We start from the raw sequence: 18,654 nt of genomic DNA, 5'->3' as shown, positions 1-18,654 counted from the left end.
TGAAATAAAGCTGCCTAATTTTTTATATCAATAGAAGTTATAATTTTCTGAGTGTTTAATACAATGTAAACAGCATCAAAATATCCATTATCATTCCAATCACATACCAACAAAAATGAAAGAATTCTATCGTTTAATCTAAATAATCCTTAAGAAGAATAAGTATTATGTAGATATTTCGTTTATGTAACTAAAAGGTATTATTTTATCCCGCATTAACAGGCAGTAAGATCCCCATCGATTGAAGTTTCACTTTATCTGCTATAAGGAGGGCTAAACATGCAAAATCAACATCCTATTCCTGGCCATGTAACAAGGGAACAATTTAATCAAATGTTGTTACCACCTGAATTATCTGGAGCAAAACCGGAGTCCATTAGTGATCAATTATTTATTGAGCGTTCTTTAACAGAAAATAGATTTTGGCTTAGAATTATGAAGGAACATGCTTTATTCCTTGGTGAAGGATTTAATCGTAAAGATAAACAATTGATCCAACAAACTGACCGTTTTTATTCTTATTTTGAACAACAAGAAAAAAAAGCCTATCAACTTATCAATAATGTGGAGCTAATAAAAAAATTTAATGAGGAAAGTATTGAGTTAGTTCAAGGGTTTCGTAATTTCAAAAGAAACTTACTTATTCTTATCATTAACTGTAAAGTAAGCGGGTTTAATTTTCCTTTACTTGTAGATCATATCGCCAGAGAAGCGGAATACTTTATAAGGACATTAAAAAAATTTAATAAAGGAATCTTAGAGCCTATTCAAGATGCAATTATTAATGAAAATGTATTTTGGCTGCGAATTATGATGGAACATTCTAGATTTATTGGCTCCTTACTAGATCAGTCGGAAAGAAATTTAGTGAAAACAGCATTAAAGTTCGGGGATGATTTTGAAACGCTTTTGAACCAAGCAAGAGATGTAGAGTCCATGTTATCTCATAAAAAACCTACTTACCCTATAATCGGTAAGTTAAATAAAGATAGTGAAAATGCTGCTACAGAAATTCAAGCATTTAAGAAAGCTGGGTTAGAACTTATTCAATCTTGCCAAATACGAAGTGTAATTAATCCTCTTTTAGCAGATCATGTTTTAAGAGAAGCTGGACACTTCCTTTATATGATTAAGATGTTGGAAGAACGATTAGAAGCAAAGTCCAAGAGTGACCGATAACAGTGAAGATAGCATTTATATATAAACACTGGGGATTTTTTTGAGTAATTATGAAGAAGAGGAGCGATATTATGGCTAAGATTGGAAAAGAAGATTTTGTAAATGGATTTGTACCACACCATAATCATGGTTCTGTTGACTATACTTCTTTTGAGGCCGGACATGTCCATCAATGTTTAGATGTAACTACTCCTCCAATAAAGACTTCTGATGACAGCCATATCCATTATACAGAAGGATATGTTGTATTTGAAAACGGTCATACCCATCATTATAAGGCCTATTCGGGACCGGCTATTCCAGTCGGAAATGGAATGCATGTCCATTATTATGATTTTTATACAACGGAAGATGATGCGCATCGGCACCATATAAGAGGGTTTGATCAGCCAGCTCCAGGTAATAAATAAATAATGAACATTTTTAAAGATCCATTTTTTGTGCCAGTATATGTTATATACTCACAGCAAAAAATGGATCAAATCAATTAGGCTTCTTGTTAGATTATCTTTTTACTTTTGGCAGTATTTTATGCAATGGAACTTTTTTCTCCCGGTCCCACGTATTCTCATCATCTGGATCATACTGATCAAGAAAATTTATCACTTCTTTTGTGATAGGTGTAGGAGTAGATGCCCCAGCAGTCACTGCTACAGCATTAGCATGCTTAATCCATTCTAGCTGCAATTCAGAAATATCTGCAATTCGATAGGCTGTAGTATGGGCAATTTCTTCGGAAACTTGTGCCAAACGATTGGAGTTATTGCTTTTAGGATCTCCAACTACGATCAATACATCTGCTTCTCCAGCTTGCTTAGCAACCGCTTCTTGTCTTACTTGTGTTGCTAAACAAATTTCCTTATGAAATTCTGCATGAGGAAATTTAGTTTTAATCGACTCCATTAAATCGGCAACATCCCATTGACTCATTGTTGTTTGGTTGGTGACAAGTATTTTTTTTTGGGTAATCGTTAACTTTTCCACATCTTCAATTGTTTCTACAAGAGAAACTGCATGTGGAGCAACACCAACTGCTCCTTCTGGTTCTGGATGCCCTTTTTTCCCTATATATATAATAAAATAGCCTTCTTTTTCTTTTTCCTGTATTAAATCATGTGTTTTCGTTACATCGGGACAAGTTGCATCCAATGTAACCAACCCTTTTTGTTTAGCTATTTCTCGTATTTCTGGTGATACGCCATGCGCTGTAAATATAACCGTGCCAGTATCCACTTTTTCTAGAATTTCTTTGCGATTTTGTCCATCTAATGTAATAATGCCATCTTCTTCAAAAGCATCGGTAACATGTTTATTATGAACGATCATGCCAAGAATATAGATGGGACGTGGCAATGATTTATCTAATGCTGCGTTACGGGCAATAACCATCGCGTCAACTACCCCATAGCAATAACCCCTTGGGGCAATCTTAATTACTTTCATATTTTAATTCCTCCCGCATAGGCAAGTCTCTATTTTCTATTTGTTCATTTATTAATGCTTATCGAAAATTCTCTCTATAACAATTCTATTATATAGAAATATGTATAGAAAACAAATTATTAGAATATTTTGAGGGGAAATAGCAAAAAAATAGAATTTTAGATACAATTCTATTTTTTTGCACGATGTATAAAAAATGGGCTAGCTAAAGTGCTTTTTCCTATACATAGAGTTTAGGAATGGATGATCCATTATTTCTTTTTAGGGATTTTGTTTCTAGTTCCTCTTCTTCTTGGATATTTATTTCAACATCCTTTGGTGCAGGCTTTGTTTTGTTAGAATGCTGTTTTATTGGTTTGTTTTCAATTGCTTTTTCATTTATTGGCGTGTTTGTTTCAGTTGTAGTAGTGTTTTCATTAGCTGAACCGGTATTTTTTAATCCCCTATATAGCTTCCACATTGCTGGGATATTGCGGACCATTGGACCATATTGATTAATCATTGGACCGAGCTGGCTAGCGGTGTTAAGGAATTTTTGGGAATTGGCTAAAAAGCCATTGATAGATGCTGGGTTTGTTATTGTTTTTAATAGACCTCCCCCAGCGCCAGCACTTCTTGCGCCAGCACTTGCAGTACCTGTGGCAGCATTTGCAGCACCTTTATTTCCTCCTCCAAGAAGTTTAGATAAAATACCGCCGCTACTTCCTCCATTTCGGGCTCCAGCACCTCCAGCACCTCTTCCTAAACCAGGACCTCTAGGGCCGCCACGAAAATTGGCTGATCCTTGTGGTGGCATCATTCTGCCTCCCATTCCTCTTTGAAAAGGCATCTGTTGTCTTGGTGGCATAGTCTTGCCTCCTTTCACTATTTCTCTTTTATAGACTATGCGCTTTCTATCTGTTGTGTTTAGGTTTTATGAGGAAGAGTGCAAAATAGATAATTTTTTGCAGATTTAGAAAAATATTCAATAGATGGGGAGCTTCTTTATAATAAATGGAGGATAAAATGATAAGAAAGCATACTAAAATAAAAAAAATCCGTTAAAACTAATTAATACATAGTATTAGTGGTCTTTTAGCAAAAACTTTATTATAATAACATGATGAACAAGTGAGCAAATGTATTAGAGTTCTAATAGAAGTAGCGGCTTTTTCCAGTTAACCCTCTCATAAGGAAAAGCTTTATTCTGCGATTGTTAAACATTTGCGATACTATTAAGGAGTTTAATGATGAGTACAACAAAATTTGATCGATATAATTTAAAACCATTTATTATAAAAGCGGTAGAAGAATTAGGTTTTTATGAGCCGACAGAAATTCAGGCGAAAGTAATGCCCTTAATTTTAAAAGGGGAAAGTGCCATTGGACAATCTCAAACAGGCACAGGAAAAACCCATTCTTATTTATTACCTATTATGCAAAAAATAGAACCAGAAAAACAGCAGGTGCAAGCAGTTATTACAGCACCAACAAGAGAATTAGCAACACAAATTCACCAAGAAATTTTGAAAGTGGCAAAACACTCAGAAACAGAAATAACATCCCGCCTTTTTATTGGTGGCACAGATAAACAAAGAACGATTGAAAAATTAAAAGCCCAGCCACATATTGTAGTAGGTACGCCAGGAAGAATTAATGATTTAGTACAAGAACAAGCTTTAGTCGTGTATACGGCAACTACTTTAATCGTCGATGAAGCAGACTTAATGTTAGATATGGGATTTATAGAAGATGTAGATCAAATTGCAGCCAGAATGACAAAAAATTTAAATATTTTTGTTTTTTCAGCAACTATTCCAGAGAAATTAAAGCCATTTTTGAAAAAGTATTTAGAAAATCCTACTTTTATTCAAATTGAGCCAAAACAATTAACTGCTGCAAAAATTGAACATATTCTTATTCCATCTAGACATCGCGATAAAGTGACAACTGTTTATGAAGCATTAAAGAGTTTTAATCCTTATTTAGCGATTGTATTTACAAATACCAAACAAAAATGTGATGAAGTGGTGGCTGGCTTAAGCAATAGAGGATTAAAAGTAGCAAAGCTTCATGGGGGGTTAACTCCACGAGAACGAAAAAAAGTAATGAAACAAATATTAGATTTAGAATACCAATACATTGTAGCTACAGATCTTGCTGCAAGAGGAATTGATATTAAGGGAATTAGCCATGTTATTAACTATGAGCTTCCAACAGATTTAGATTTTTATGTCCATCGTGTAGGAAGAACGGCACGTGCCGGCTACTCTGGAATTGCGCTGACGGTTTATGAAACATCTGATGAAGATGCATTAAATCAGTTAGAGAAACTGGGTGTAGAATTTAAAAATATGGATTTGAAAAATGGCGAGTGGGTTGCTATTGATGATCGCAACCGCAGAAAAAAACGCACAAGACAAGCGGATGAAATTGATGCGAAAGCAAAATCGTTGGTTCAAAAACCAAAAAAAGTAAAACCAGGATATAAAAAGAAAATGAACCGTGAAGTAGAGAGCATTAAAAAAAGAGAAAGACGAATAAAAAGCAAAAAAAGATAACTATTTTAACTTTAGGAAACAAAGAGGAGAGAGAAGTATTGCTTAAGATAGGTTCTCATGTCAGCATGAGCGGCAAAAAAATGTTGTTAGGAGCAAGTGAAGAGGCTGCTTCTTATGGAGCCAATACATTTATGATCTATACAGGTGCACCTCAAAATACACGCAGAAAAAAAGTTGAGGAATTAAATATTGAAGCTGGAAGACTTTATATGGAGCAAAACGGCATAAATGAAATTGTTGTCCATGCACCATATATTATTAATATTGCAAATACGACGAATCCAGCTACATTTGAACTTGGTGTAAACTTTTTGCGTACTGAAATTGAGCGGACAGAAAGTTTAGGAGCAAAACAAATTGTTTTGCATCCTGGAGCCCATGTTGGTGCAGGAGCGGACATTGGCATTAAACGAATCATTGAGGGGTTAAATGAAGTTCTAACAGGCAAAGAGAACTTGCAAATTGCATTAGAAACAATGGCAGGCAAAGGGACAGAATGCGGCAGAAGTTTTGAGGAACTTGCGATGATTATGGACGGGGTAACGTATAATGACAAGCTGTCTGTCTGTTTTGATACTTGCCATGTCCATGATGCAGGCTATAACATTGTGGAAGATTTTGATGGTGTACTTAATGAATTTGACCGCATTATTGGTGTGGACAAGTTAAAGGTGCTGCATATTAATGACAGCAAAAATGCAAAAGGCATGCGAAAAGATCGTCATGAAAATATTGGTTTTGGCCATATTGGATTTGCAGCATTAAATAAAATTGTTCATCATCCACAGCTTATGGATATTATAAAAATTTTAGAAACACCATTTGTTGGAGAAGATAAAAACAATAAGGCAGCACCATATAAGCATGAAATTGCCATGCTAAAAGCACAAATTTTTAACGAAAATCTTTTAGATGTCATACTGCAGGGCTAATAAGAAACAAAAACCAGTTGAAAAGTCTCCTTTCCAACTGGTTTTTTAACATGTATTTTTTAATTTTCTATGTTTAAAGATACATTTTTTAACTCGTGAATAGGTTGAAAAGCTGATTGACTTCTTTTGCAGTGGCTGGACTTGTAATTTTAGCCATGTCCTTAACTAGTTGTGCTCTTTCTGATGGGTTAAAAATATTAATTTTTTTGCCATACAAGTAATTTGCCAATTTTTCTGCTTCATCATTTGTAAGGGCAATTTTAAATTGTTTGCTGTACTTTAATAATTCAGGCGCAGTTATGTTGCTAACCTTATGATTGATAATATTTTCAAAAATCTTCATGTCATCACTCCCCATTCTAAACATATGAAAGAGCAGCAGAAATTGTTCCTATTTTTTTAGGTCTTATTAAATAACTTTGTTGGTTGTTTAACTTAGTTGAATTAGAAGGAATGTTATTTTTTAAAAGTGATTAGTGCTTGCTTTCTTTTGGTGCTTCTTGTATACTATTTTAGATAAATCGTAACGATTACTATATTGGAAAAATAGCTGACATAAAGATAACAAATGGAGATGGGAGAATGAATGTTCAACAAGCATTAGAAATATTAAAGGAAAAAGGATATAAACATACTGGAAAAAGAGAAGATATGCTTGAATTATTTGCAAATAAAAACAAGTATATTACTGCAAAAGAAGTACTTGATGCTCTAAAAAGCGATTATCCAGGTTTAAGTTTTGACACCATCTACCGCAACCTTTCTTTATTTGTTGATTTAAATATTTTTGAGATGACGGAATTGAGTGGGGAAAAACATTTTCGTTTCACATGCTCCCATTCCCATCATCACCATCATTTTATTTGTTTAGAATGCGGGAAAACAAAAAAAATTATTACTTGCCCCATGCAGGAACTGACTGATAATTTAAAGGGATATGATGTCTCTGGACATAAGTTTGAAATTTATGGGAAATGCCCGGAATGCATCCATTAAAAAAAGAGTAAATCACTGGATTTACTCTTTTTTTAATAATCTTTTAGCGAACGATGGTGGATTTCGCCCATTTATTTACCCATGTATATGCCTCATTCCAATCAGCTACTCGTATAACTCCTTCCGGAATCGGATCTCGGTTATATGGCGTATCAAATAAAAGAACAGGAATTCCACACTGTTCATGTATCATCACGGCATTATCATGTTTATCTTCAAAAAATAAATCAACTTTATATTTTTTTGCTGCAGAAATTTTATCATGTGTTCCAATTAAATCAATATGGTCGAATGAAAGGCCATTATTTGCAAACCACTCTTTTGTTAGTTCTAAAAGATGGGATCCTCTTGCACTAATAAAATATAGTTCAAATTCCTTTGCCCATTTTTGCAAAACAATATTTGCTCCTTCAGCTAGAGGAGAAGCAGTATAAATCTTCGGTTCATTGTTTATAAACCATTGATCAAATTCCTCTTTTGGCACACTCACTAATGGATATAAATCATATTCTTTAATATCTTCCAATGTAATATTTAATTGAAAACTTTCATTTAAATATGGCACAAAAGTCGAAGGGCTTGTCACTGTTCCATCAATATCAATTCCAAATCTTAATTTTTTCATGTTTAACTCCTTTTTGCGATTCGCTAATATACAGCATCTTTTATATTATAAGTTATCTTGTCCACTTGTATTAGCTTAACAAATATAAATAGCTAGGAAAAGTTATTTATGTTAATGATGGGAAATGTTTTCAAGCAAATACTTGTAAGTAGTGCTAAACATTTACAGCTATATAGATAAAAAATCTGGAAATCATAATAAATGCTCCTATTAAAGAAAGTGAGGGATCATCATGGCAGAGTATAATAGCAATGAAAGAGACGATCTTCAAGATAGAGAGCAATATGGTTCACCAAAAGATTATTTAGAAGAAACTTCTGCTGAAATCGCACCACCTATTAGGCTTAGCGGTAGAGAACGCCGTATTGAAGGAGAAAGAGAAGAGGGAAAAGGGATAGGAATCACTGCGTTAATCTTATCCGTGTTATCCTTGTTTTTCTGGCCAATTCTACTTGGAGCAGTAGGAATAGTAATGGGATTCATGGCAAGAAGAAGAGGAGCAATCACCTTAGGCTCTTGGGCCATTTCAATTGGAGCCATTTCCATTATTATTGGAATTTTTATCGCTCCATTCTTTTAACTGATCAAAATAAAAAACCGAAAAAAGGCTAGGCTTTTTTTCGGTTTTTTGCTATGCGGAATATTTATCCTTTATTGCTCTGTTAGCTGATCTGCTTCTTCTGCCGCTTTTTTGGCAAAATATTCTTCTGCTATTAGATCGATTTCTTTTTTTAATTCTTCTACCATTGTTTCTTCCGGCACTTTACGAACGATTTTTCCTTTGCGGAATAAAAGTCCTTCTCCTCTAGCGCCGGCAATGCCGATATCTGCTTCTCTTGCTTCGCCTGGTCCATTTACTGCACAGCCGAGCACTGCGACCTTAATTGGCGCTTTTATAGTAGAGATATACTCTTCCACTTCGTTTGCGATGGAAATAAGGTCAATTTCAATGCGCCCACATGTTGGACAGGAAATTAGTGTTGCTGCATTTGACGATAAACCAAATGATTTTAGCAATTCCCGGGCTACTTTTACTTCCTCTACAGGATCTGCACTTAACGAGATGCGCAATGTATTTCCGATGCCTTTCGATAAAATTGCTCCTAAGCCAGCAGCACTTTTAACGGTGCCGGCAAATAATGTACCGGATTCAGTAATGCCTAGATGCAATGGATAGTCAAATGCTTGTGCTGCTTTTTCATACGCTTCTATTGCTAAGTTAACATCAGAAGCTTTCATGGATACGATAATATCATGGAAATCTAAGTCTTCTAGGATTTTAATATGATGAAGGGCGCTTTCCACCATACCATCTGCAGTTGGATAACCGTATTTTTCCAGAATTCTTTTTTCTAAAGAACCTGCATTAACACCTATTCTTATTGGTATTCCTTTTGCTTTTGCTGCTTTTACGACAGCTTCCACTTTTTCCTTTTTGCCGATATTCCCTGGATTGATGCGGATTTTGTCTGCTCCGCCTTCAATTGCCTTTAATGCTAGGCGGTAATCGAAGTGAATATCTACTACAAGGGGAATATTTATTTGTTTTTTAATATCTGCAATCGCATTTGCTGCACGTTCGTCAGGGCAAGCAACACGGACAACTTGGCATCCTGCTTCTTCTAGACGTTTTATCTCTGCAACTGTTGCTTCCACATCATGGGTTTTGGTTGTTGTCATACTTTGAATGACTAGTTCATTATTTCCGCCAATGGTTAAATTTCCTACTTTGATTGGACGGGTTTTCGTACGATGTATAATTTCACTCAATGGTGATTCGCTCCTTTAAATATTGGACACGCCAAATATAAAATGAAATAAAGTTTTCATAATTAAAAATGTACCCTTCCTATTGTAACAATGATATATCAAGATTGACAAGAAACTTGCTGTTTTTTACAGTTGATTTTATTTTTCCAATAGGGTTAAATAGTTGAAAAATAATTGTTTATGCTCGCAAAAAAGGACTTCGAAAAAGCATCAAGTACCATTTCCTGTATAATCAGGGAAATGATAAATTTTTCCGCTTTGAATCTCTTCTGGTGAGATGCCATTATTTAGTTGCTTAAAATCTTTGATTAATTGATCAATGGTTACAGGGATATTTTTATTTAATTGTTTCTCTATTATTAGTAAGGCAGTATCTCCTGTTTTCACTTTATAATCAAAGGATGGAAATGCAGAAGAGTTAGAGTTGACAGGAACAGCTTGTGGGCTAGAACTTGGTTTTTCTGTATAGTTAAGAGTGCCATGGCTTAAATCAAAGTAGATAACATAGATGGTAACTAGAACAAGAAAGGTAGTAGCAAGCCGTTTCATCGTTTACAAAGCCTCCTGTTTAATAGAATAAACGCTAGATTTGTATAAGGTATGCTTGATGTGCTGCTAATATTCCTTAACAGGTGCTAGATTTACTGGATTGAGAAGGTATTAAGCATAAAGGATTAGGAAAAAAGTATTACCTTAAAGAAGAATTTACCTTTACTTTACAATGGGTTAATAATCGACTGTCAAAATAGGAGTAAAGGGGGATCTTCATGAAAAAAAGCAAAGTTCCGAACAAGAACCTATTGCAGTTATCTATTAGAAAACGACTGCTATTATTTATTATTTCATTATTACTATTAACTATTTTTTCGATTACCTATGTGGCAGTTACAAAATCAAAAGATTTGGCAGTAGAACTTATGCATCAGCGTCTTGCTAAAGAAACAAAAACAACTTACATTATGTCGCAAAATCTTATGTTTACATATGTAGATGATCAGGAGAAATTTCAAAAAAAGATAGAACAAGTTGTACATAGCCAGGATGCAGATTTTTTGAAAGATAATATTCAAGGACAATTTTATTTAGTGACAAACCAAGAAGTTAAATCTTTTCGTGTAAATAAAAACGAAGCTAGTCAATTGCCTGATAATATTGTTAAGGAAATGCGCAAAAAAGAAACTGGAATTATGGAAAAAGAAATTGGAAAGAAAAAATATTCTATTGCTTTTATGAAGATTCAAGAATTAAAAGGGATATATGTAATTGCGGTTCCTCAAGATGATTATTTGCAAGAAGTGAAGGCGATAAGCGAAATTATTGTACTAGTATCTGGTATTAGCATGAGTGTAACGATTTTGATAATTTTTTTAATCGTGCGGGGTATCGTGAAGCCTTTAAATGATCTTTGTTATATGATGAGCGAAGTAAGCAAAGGGAATTTAGGTGTAGAAGTAGCAAGCAATACTTCCATCCCAGAAATTCAATCGTTAATCCAGAGCTATCAAACGATGATAGATAAAATAAGAAGAGTTCTCACACAATTGCAATCATCTAGTGGAGATTTAACAAAGACAGGTTATATGCTGCAAGAGCATTCCAATATGATGATAGAAAAAAATGAATTTTTAACTAATATGATAGCAGTAGTAAAAAAAGGAGCACATGAAACCGCTGTATGTTCAGATAGCGCCATTGATGTTTTTCAAGAAATGAAACAAACCACTAAGCAAGTTTCTGCAAGCATGCATGAAATGAATGGAAAAACAAAAACGATGAATGAATGTGCACATATTGGTGAAATGAAAATAAAAGAGTTGTTTCAGTCTTTAAATGTCCTTCATTTGGATGTTAGGGAAATGGCAGCAACTATTGGACAAGTGAAAGAGCAATCTATGTCTATTGGAGATATTATATTTTCTATTCGAAAATTAGCAGACAAAACAAAGCTAGTTGCTTTGAATGCGTCAATTGAAGCGGCAAGAGCGGGAGAAAACGGTAAAGGGTTTGCTATTGTTGCAGATGAGGTTAGGAACTTAGCGAATTCATCCAAAAAAGCGACAGAAGAAATTAATGCATTTACGAAAGAAATGGATAAAATTGCGGAAAGAGCTTCTGCAGAAATGGTGCAAATTACAAATAAATTCATGGAATGTTCACAAACTTCAGAAGAAAGCAGCACTTCTTTTAATCAATTATTACAAGGAATTGAGATTGTTAATAAAGAGCTGGCTGTTAATCAAGAAAAATTAAAGGAGCTTCAAACTTTTTTGCCAATTATGGAGAATTCCTCTTTGCAATTAGCAGCAATCAGTCAGCAAACATTGGCAAATGCTGATGAGATGAAAGAGATTGCTGATATGCATAAAGAAGGGTTGCAAACCAATGCGAAAGTAAATAAAAAGTTAGCAGAATTAGCACAGACAATTAAAGCAGTTTCTAATGAATTTTTAACGTAAGGCTATTATTTTTAAATCTATAATAAAGTGAAACTTCAAACAGTGTGGAGCACAAGTCCGTTAATGTGTGATAAACAGGATATTATGAGGAGGGCTTGCTTCTATTTTAGCACTCTTGCTATAAAAGAAAGGTTGTCTAGAAACAACTAGTGCAAAATATAAAAACTAGCAGTATGTCTTTTTGATGTGCGTATATAAAATGATTTTTTGGTTTGTCTTTTAAAAAGCGATAAAAGGCAAACCAAAAATCAGCCTGGTTACATAGTTAGACTTTTTTTCAGGAATTGTCAGGTAGTGATAATAAATGCCAGTACAAGTTTGGGTCATTAGAAAAATTGGAAAAGAATATGCTAAATTATAGCCATGTTGAAATGTAATAATATGCAAATTTATAAAAAACCATTTAGCAGCTACTCCAACTATAGACCAGGCAGTGATATACAAAATAAACGTCTTTTTGTTTATTTCTAACACTTTATAAAAATATATAAATAAGTAGCCAAAAGGAGCATATAACACATAATAAAATAGATCAAATAATTCATAATGATTGGTGTTATTTTCCAGGTAATAATCTAATAAACCACCGCCAATTGTAAAATCAAACAGAATTCCGGTTGCACTTCCTCAAAGTAAACTTAAGCAAGTTATTTCACGATTTAAGCGTTTAGGCAATAAAAAACCAATAGATAGCTTACTATAGTTAAAATGATAAGAGATACCTCGTTTAAACTGAAACCAACTATCCATCTCATCTTCCCTCCACCCCTTTTACCAAAAATGAATGATAGCATTTGTGAATATAATAGGAGAAAAAGTGGAGAAAAAGAAAATACAGATAATCAAATTCGATATTCCAATTGATATAGTAAATTACTTTTAGTTTTAGAGAAATAATAGATACTATCAATAAAATAAAAGAAGCTAGCACAATAATGATGCAGCTTTTTAGCGTATTGAATTGGTGGAGCAGTATATTTAAGCTTATTAAGACAACTAGTGGAATAATAATGCTTCGAATAATTAAAAAGGCTGTATAATTCCCTGAATCATGAGAATATTTAGCAGTAGTAAACTCTTCATGCATAAGCCAGGTCCAGTTAACATTTACAATAAATAGGACTAAGTAGAATACAGTATTTTATATTTTAGACAGTACGTTGTTTTTCATCACAATAATACTAATGCATAGCCATCCGATGAAGAAGAATAGTGCAAAAGCCATTTATGTTCATCTCTTATGTTAGAATACCTGTTGTTTAGAATTAAAAAGGCATTTTAGCCTTTAGAAGTTCAAATTATTAAAATCAGTATGCCTTTAAGTTATAGAAATTTATGTAGAATAAAAAAATATTTTTCAAGAAAATAGTAGTATAGAAACTTAGTGGGAGATTTGTTGGGAAAAGCAGCTTTTTCTAGTTCTTATACTGGTTTAAGGAGTTTAGAAGAAGTGGGGATTTCTGAGGAATGACTGCTATTATCGCTGCCGTGAAAGCAACGATAATAAAAAAGGATAAAAGCCTTTGCAATTGGCTTTTATCCTTTTTTTACATTATTGTATATTTTCTTCTGGCTGTTTTTTAATCGGTACTTCTTTAATGCTAAGGAATAACATAAATAAAGTGACTACCCAATTTAAGAGCATTCCATTTGGTACAGTTGTTTGAATTGCATCCATAATGACAAAAAACAGTGTCGGCAATGTTATGCTGTATACAGTGATTCTCCAAAGCTGTCCATATGTTAAGGAACGTCTCATCGTGCGTGCAAATAAACTGCCCAAAACAGCAAAAACGAATGCTTCTATTACTTTAGAAATAAGCAGTATGACAAAATAGACAACTGCCAAAATCGTAATAAGTATTGGAAGCATAGAATCAAATGCATCTAAAGAAGTAGTTATATCCTCTTTTGTAATATTCACGTTTCCAAAACTTGAATATTCAAATGTTTGGGATTGCCCTGAAGCTACAATAATAAATTGTTTTTGCAATAATGCAACTGTGTTGCCAGATGTGCTGATATTGCTTTCTTCGTATGTACCAGTAGAATCAATGATGATCGTTAAATCATCTTTATTTATTATGGTAGGTTCTTTTGCATTTGATTTCAGTTCATTATCTTTTATAGAAAAAGAAAGGGAATCTTCCTCTAATGTATTGGATAGCGACTTGACTCCTTCGTTGATTCCACTACTCAAATAATATAAAGTAGGAATGGATGCCAACAAGGTTAACAAAATAAGATAAAGAATGGTTTTGCCTTTTCCTTGCAAGCGAAAGCTAGCTATATCTCTAGGAGAATAGATGCTTTTGTAAAACTGCTTAAAAATATTCATTTTGACACACCCTTATAAAGATTCATTACTATTTTATCCTCGTATAAGGATAGATACAAGTTTTGGGCATAATTTATATAGAAAGCAATCAAAAAATAGCTAGCATTATTTAGTAGAAAACAGGGTATATAGTAAAAAAATTAGGCTGTTTTCGCAAAGTTTTTGGCAATAGAAGAAGTGATTGATTTCCTCTCCAGGATACTCGCTTTCTGCGGAGCGGGAATCACCTGTGGAGTCTCGCACCTTCTGCTCCAATCACCCCATCTTAACCACGCTTTTTAGCTATTATTTAAAAACAACAATCTTTTAGAAAAGAGCCAAAAATTAAGAGTAAAGAGGAGAAAATATGGATTATATTTATTGGACAATTATTGGTGTGCTTTTTCTTATAGCATATATTGGGCTAGTATATCCTATTATTCCAAGTGTATTGTTTATATTAGCTGGTTTTATTGCATACGGTTTATTTTATCAATTTACATCATTTTCTATTATTTTTTGGGTTATTCAAGGCATGTTTGTTCTATTATTGTTTTTAGCTGACTATTTAGCTAATTTAGTTGGTGTGAAAAAATATGGGGGGACAAAAGCTGGCGTATGGGGCAGTACAATCGGCCTTTTAGCTGGTCCTTTTGTTATTCCTGTATTAGGAATAATAATCGGACCGTTTTTAGGTGCAGTAATTGCTGAATTATTGGTAAGTCGAGCAGATTGGAAAACAGCATTAAAAGTAGGGATGGGCTCCTTAATTGGTTTTTTGAGCAGTGTCATTACAAAGGGGTTTATTCAAACAATTATGATTATTTATTTTTTGTTTGTTGTCTTATAAAGGAGTTTATGTATTCTATAAAAGTTCGATTGGTAAAACTTCAATCCGTGGGAAATCCCCACGGATTGAAGTTTTACTATATCTTTTTTTAGTTTAAGCCGCATATATCAGCAGGGCAATTTTGGCAGTCTACAGCTTGTTTTAAATAGGTAAGGTTTTTTATCGTGAATTTTTGATTAGAGTAAGAAATAATTCCATCTTCCCGAAGCTCTTTTAAAATGCGCTGCATCACTTCTCGTGTACCATAGGTTAGATTTGCTAATTCTTGATGTGTCAGTGGGAAATCGATTAAAATCCCTTCATCTGTTTTTTTTCCAAAGGAATGGCATAATCGAATTAAAACACTGTATAAGCCGCCCTTTTTCCCATTCATAATTAAATCTTGGCATTTCATATGTGCTTTTAAATAGCCGTTGCTCAGCCAAGTGGTTAGAGCAGTTAAAAGAATAGGATCTTTGAGGACCGCTTCTTCGAATTCTTTTCGATCGATTGCAAGTATTTCGCAGTCCGTCATTGTTCTAGAAAAAAAATGATATTTTGGAGCATTTTTAAATAGATTATATTCTAATAGAAGATCTTCATCATGCAATATTTTTAAGATGAATTCTTTTCCTTTTTCATGAACTCTTCCCAATGATAGTGTTCCATTTAATAAAATGAAAATTTGATGAACTGGATCTTTTTCTTGAAATAATAAGGTTCCTTTTTTTATATGAATAATTTTGTTTATATCAAAAAAGTTTTGAATTAATAAACTGTATAACGATAATTGAATTTCTGGCATATTTTGCACTCCTCTAATTGTTCTCCCACTTTGATTAAAGAATATTGTGAAAAAAATGTCAATCTAAAAATGTTAAATTATGTAAAAATGAAAAGAGTAGGAAAATTACATATAAAGATAAATCATTGATATAGCAGGGCAAATTGCATAATTGACAATTTTACGAACTTCTTATTTCAAGTTTCTTCTTAGGTTAGAGATAAAGGGAAATATTTGTATAAAGATAAAAGTGAGCTACATCACAAGATACAAATAATTTTAAAGACTGTTTTCTCAAAGTTTGTTGTTTTGAACAGAAAAAAACGGGGGCAGTAGATATCGAGCAGCCTGTATACACGGAGACTCCTATGGGAATGCGAGACTGCAGGAGCAAAGCGACGAAGCGGCTCGGCGCTCGCCCACGGATATGCAGGCTGATAATTTTAAAAGCCAAAATCTATACGAAAACAGCCATTTTAAAATACTGCTCTTTTTTGCAAAGTTATTGTTTAAAGACTTGTAATTTGGGTACTTTAATGTTGTTGGAGAATGAAGCATAAACATTGAAAATATAGGAATAATTTGATAATGTTAATGAAAAGGTCATTTCATATTAGTAGTATCAAAAAAGTTTTAACTTCTGCTAATAAGGAATGTCATTTTATAAAAAAAACTTACCATACATAGGAGGAATTAATCATGTCTTTTACTTTACCACAATTACCATATGCATACGATGCACTTGAGCCACATATTGACAAAGAAACAATGAATATTCACCATACGAAACACCATAACACATACGTTACAAATTTAAATAATGCTTTAGAAGGAAATGCTGAACTACTTTCTAAAACAGTAGAAGAAGTTGTTTCTAACTTAGATGCAGTACCTGAAAGTGCGCGCACTGCAGTACGCAACAATGGTGGTGGACACGCTAACCATTCATTATTCTGGCAAACAATTTCACCTGAAGGCGGCGGCGAACCAACTGGTGACCTAGCTAGCGCTATTGACAGCAAATTTGGAAACTTTGCAAACTTTAAAGAAGAATTCTCTAAAGCAGCTACTACACGCTTCGGTTCTGGCTGGGCTTGGTTAGTTGTAAACAACGGTGAATTAGAAGTAACTAGCACACCAAATCAAGATTCTCCATTAATGGAAGGCAAAACTCCAGTTCTTGGTTTAGATGTTTGGGAGCATGCTTACTACCTAAATTATCAAAACCGTCGTCCTGAATACATTAATGCATTCTTTAATGTAATTAACTGGGAAGAAGTATCAAAACGTTTTGCTGCTGCAAAATAATAATTAGTGTAAAAAAATCCACTAGTCTATGGACTGGTGGATTTTTTTATGATGGATTTATTGAAAAATTTGATTTATTTACATAGATTTTGTAATGAAATATCATCTTTTATTTTCTCTATATTTGATGTATAACAAACTGATTTTTGATAGAAACTACCCTAGAATAAAGGGGAGTTTTTTATGATGAAAAATAAATTGCTTGGCGATGTGGAACTGACAAAAGATTTAAATTTATTACTGCTTATTGGAGGGTTATATTCATTAAGCATTGCCCTTTCCAATACTTTTGTAAATATCTTTTTATGGAAGCAGTCTGGAGAATTTAAAGATTTAGGCTTATATAATATGGCAATTATCGTTTTGCAGTTAGTAACTTTTATTTTAGCAGGAAGATGGGCGAAAAAAATTGACAGAGTCATTGTACTGCGGATTGGGGTCATCTTTTTAGCAATGTTTTATTTAGCCGTTTTATTTATAGGCGATAAAGCCTCCTCATTTTTACTGTTATTAGGATGTTTGCTTGGAATAGGCTATGGCTTTTACTGGCTGGCTTTTAATGTGCTGACATTTGAAGTAACGGAGCCGGAAACGAGAGATTTTTTTAATGGGTTTTTAGGTATTTTAACGTCTGCTGGAGGAATGATTGGACCGATTGTAGCTGGATATATTATTTCTTCCTTTACTAAATCTACTGGATATATGATTGTATTTGGGATTTCACTTGGTTTGTTTTCGTTAGCTGTAGTGTTAAGCTTCTTTTTGAAAAGGCGTCCTGCTAGCGGACGATATTTATTTATTCGAATTATTAAAGAAAGACAAAATAATAAAAATTGGAAATTCATAACCAATGCCCATTTTTTCCAAGGAATGAGAGAAGGCACATTTGCTTTTGTTATAACGGTATTTGTATTTATTGCGACTAGAAGTGAAATGGCATTAGGGAAATTTGGTTTAATCAATTCCGGAATTTCCTTTGTCGCCTATTATATTGTTTCGAGAACAATCAAAAATGATAATCGCAATAAAGCCATTTTAAGCGGAGGAATTTTGCTTTTTTTGTCCATGTTTATTATCATCTTTGATTTTTCTTATACGAAATTATTGATTTATGCAGGAATAATAGCTATAGCTTATCCTCTAATTTTAGTTCCCTATACTAGCTTAACATTTGATGTAATTGGAAGAGGATGGAATGCAGGAGAAATGCGGATTGAATATATCGTTGTTCGTGAAATGTATTTAAATTTGGGACGATTATTGTCTATTTTAGTTTTTATTGTTGGGGTTAGTTTTTTTAATCCTGATCATGTATTGCCGTATATTTTATTTTTCTTAGGTACAGGACATACGATTATTTATTTTTGGACGAAAAATATTCATTTTGAACAGAATAAAAATATATCTAAATAAAGTTGCCTACTAGTTAGACTGTGTAGTAAGTCGTCTGAACTGATCTGACCCAAAAAAGTTAG

19 protein-coding genes are annotated in these 18,654 nt (G+C 33.5%); 10 read left to right on the top strand and 9 right to left on the bottom strand.

Annotated elements, in window-relative coordinates; genetic code table 11:
* Nucleotides 1-279 precede the first annotated feature (279 nt).
* Nucleotides 280-1,179 (top strand): DUF2935 domain-containing protein, encoded by a 900-nt coding sequence (locus CWS01_RS19920; RefSeq protein WP_101178955.1) that lies wholly within the window; start codon nucleotides 280-282, stop codon nucleotides 1,177-1,179.
* A gap of 71 nt (nucleotides 1,180-1,250) precedes the next feature.
* Nucleotides 1,251-1,589, top strand: coding sequence for a YmaF family protein (locus CWS01_RS19915; RefSeq protein WP_101178954.1), 339 nt, complete (start codon nucleotides 1,251-1,253; stop codon nucleotides 1,587-1,589).
* A 94-nt stretch (nucleotides 1,590-1,683) separates the two neighbouring features.
* Here CWS01_RS19915 and CWS01_RS19910 read toward each other — a convergent pair whose 3' ends face one another.
* Together CWS01_RS19910 and vrrA are read right to left on the bottom strand one after the other, a co-directional pair.
* Nucleotides 1,684-2,622 (bottom strand): 4-hydroxy-3-methylbut-2-enyl diphosphate reductase, encoded by a 939-nt coding sequence (locus CWS01_RS19910; RefSeq protein ID WP_101178953.1) that lies wholly within the window; start codon nucleotides 2,620-2,622, stop codon nucleotides 1,684-1,686.
* A 220-nt stretch (nucleotides 2,623-2,842) separates the two neighbouring features.
* Nucleotides 2,843-3,469, bottom strand: coding sequence for a VrrA/YqfQ family protein (vrrA, locus tag CWS01_RS19905; protein ID WP_101178952.1), 627 nt, complete (start codon nucleotides 3,467-3,469; stop codon nucleotides 2,843-2,845).
* A gap of 382 nt (nucleotides 3,470-3,851) precedes the next feature.
* Between vrrA and CWS01_RS19900 the strand changes: the two genes are divergently transcribed.
* Both CWS01_RS19900 and CWS01_RS19895 read left to right on the top strand, forming a co-directional pair.
* Entirely contained in the window at nucleotides 3,852-5,162 is a 1,311-nt protein-coding gene (locus tag CWS01_RS19900; protein WP_101178951.1) for a DEAD/DEAH box helicase, read from the top strand.
* A 38-nt stretch (nucleotides 5,163-5,200) separates the two neighbouring features.
* Nucleotides 5,201-6,094: a deoxyribonuclease IV gene (locus tag CWS01_RS19895; protein ID WP_101178950.1), complete on the top strand. Its 894-nt coding sequence runs from the start codon at nucleotides 5,201-5,203 to the stop codon at nucleotides 6,092-6,094.
* Nucleotides 6,095-6,182: 88 nt separating this feature from the next.
* On the opposite strand, the gene CWS01_RS19890 is transcribed toward CWS01_RS19895, so the two are convergent.
* Nucleotides 6,183-6,437, bottom strand: coding sequence for a DUF2624 domain-containing protein (locus CWS01_RS19890; protein WP_101178949.1), 255 nt, complete (start codon nucleotides 6,435-6,437; stop codon nucleotides 6,183-6,185).
* A gap of 239 nt (nucleotides 6,438-6,676) precedes the next feature.
* Between CWS01_RS19890 and CWS01_RS19885 the strand changes: the two genes are divergently transcribed.
* On the top strand, nucleotides 6,677-7,090 hold the full coding sequence (locus CWS01_RS19885; RefSeq protein ID WP_101178948.1) for a Fur family transcriptional regulator: 414 nt from the start codon (nucleotides 6,677-6,679) through the stop codon (nucleotides 7,088-7,090).
* A 43-nt stretch (nucleotides 7,091-7,133) separates the two neighbouring features.
* Here the strand turns inward: CWS01_RS19885 and CWS01_RS19880 are convergent, their stop codons facing one another.
* Nucleotides 7,134-7,715 (bottom strand): 5' nucleotidase, NT5C type, encoded by a 582-nt coding sequence (locus CWS01_RS19880; protein ID WP_101178947.1) that lies wholly within the window; start codon nucleotides 7,713-7,715, stop codon nucleotides 7,134-7,136.
* A 232-nt stretch (nucleotides 7,716-7,947) separates the two neighbouring features.
* Here CWS01_RS19880 and CWS01_RS19875 point away from each other — a divergent pair, with 232 nt between their 5' ends.
* Nucleotides 7,948-8,295, top strand: coding sequence for a DUF4190 domain-containing protein (locus CWS01_RS19875; RefSeq protein WP_101178946.1), 348 nt, complete (start codon nucleotides 7,948-7,950; stop codon nucleotides 8,293-8,295).
* A gap of 71 nt (nucleotides 8,296-8,366) precedes the next feature.
* On the opposite strand, the gene ispG is transcribed toward CWS01_RS19875, so the two are convergent.
* Together ispG and CWS01_RS19865 are read right to left on the bottom strand one after the other, a co-directional pair.
* Nucleotides 8,367-9,485, bottom strand: a complete 1,119-nt coding sequence (ispG, locus tag CWS01_RS19870) for a flavodoxin-dependent (E)-4-hydroxy-3-methylbut-2-enyl-diphosphate synthase (protein ID WP_101178945.1) — start codon at nucleotides 9,483-9,485, stop codon at nucleotides 8,367-8,369.
* 210 nt (nucleotides 9,486-9,695) lie between these two features.
* On the bottom strand, nucleotides 9,696-10,034 hold the full coding sequence (locus CWS01_RS19865) for a hypothetical protein (RefSeq protein ID WP_101178944.1): 339 nt from the start codon (nucleotides 10,032-10,034) through the stop codon (nucleotides 9,696-9,698).
* A gap of 218 nt (nucleotides 10,035-10,252) precedes the next feature.
* Here CWS01_RS19865 and CWS01_RS19860 point away from each other — a divergent pair, with 218 nt between their 5' ends.
* Entirely contained in the window at nucleotides 10,253-11,941 is a 1,689-nt protein-coding gene (locus CWS01_RS19860; RefSeq protein ID WP_101178943.1) for a methyl-accepting chemotaxis protein, read from the top strand.
* A gap of 627 nt (nucleotides 11,942-12,568) precedes the next feature.
* Here the strand turns inward: CWS01_RS19860 and CWS01_RS23245 are convergent.
* Together CWS01_RS23245 and CWS01_RS19850 are read right to left on the bottom strand one after the other, a co-directional pair.
* Nucleotides 12,569-12,691: a hypothetical protein gene (locus tag CWS01_RS23245; RefSeq protein ID WP_268877090.1), complete on the bottom strand. Its 123-nt coding sequence runs from the start codon at nucleotides 12,689-12,691 to the stop codon at nucleotides 12,569-12,571.
* 802 nt (nucleotides 12,692-13,493) lie between these two features.
* The gene (locus tag CWS01_RS19850) at nucleotides 13,494-14,279 is read right to left on the bottom strand and encodes a DUF1189 domain-containing protein (RefSeq protein ID WP_101178942.1); all 786 of its coding nucleotides are present in this window, start codon (nucleotides 14,277-14,279) and stop codon (nucleotides 13,494-13,496) included.
* 346 nt (nucleotides 14,280-14,625) lie between these two features.
* Between CWS01_RS19850 and CWS01_RS19845 the strand changes: the two genes are divergently transcribed.
* Nucleotides 14,626-15,108 (top strand): DUF456 domain-containing protein, encoded by a 483-nt coding sequence (locus tag CWS01_RS19845; RefSeq protein WP_101178941.1) that lies wholly within the window; start codon nucleotides 14,626-14,628, stop codon nucleotides 15,106-15,108.
* Nucleotides 15,109-15,196: 88 nt separating this feature from the next.
* Here CWS01_RS19845 and CWS01_RS19840 read toward each other — a convergent pair whose 3' ends face one another.
* Nucleotides 15,197-15,892, bottom strand: coding sequence for a Crp/Fnr family transcriptional regulator (locus tag CWS01_RS19840; protein WP_101178940.1), 696 nt, complete (start codon nucleotides 15,890-15,892; stop codon nucleotides 15,197-15,199).
* Between the two features lie 678 nt (nucleotides 15,893-16,570).
* Here CWS01_RS19840 and CWS01_RS19835 point away from each other — a divergent pair.
* Nucleotides 16,571-17,179 carry a superoxide dismutase gene (locus tag CWS01_RS19835; RefSeq protein ID WP_101178939.1) on the top strand — a complete coding sequence of 203 codons (609 nt, stop codon included), beginning with the start codon at nucleotides 16,571-16,573 and terminating at the stop codon, nucleotides 17,177-17,179.
* 183 nt (nucleotides 17,180-17,362) lie between these two features.
* Nucleotides 17,363-18,592, top strand: coding sequence for an MFS transporter (locus CWS01_RS19830; RefSeq protein ID WP_101178938.1), 1,230 nt, complete (start codon nucleotides 17,363-17,365; stop codon nucleotides 18,590-18,592).
* The last annotated feature ends 62 nt before the right edge of the window (nucleotides 18,593-18,654 follow it).

The sequence above is a fragment of the Niallia nealsonii genome (assembly GCF_002835805.1).
Taxonomy (GTDB): Bacteria; Bacillota; Bacilli; order Bacillales; family Cytobacillaceae; genus Niallia; species Niallia nealsonii.
The sequence above is the reverse complement of the archived record's forward strand: the minus strand, read 5'-3'. Positions and strand labels throughout refer to the sequence as shown.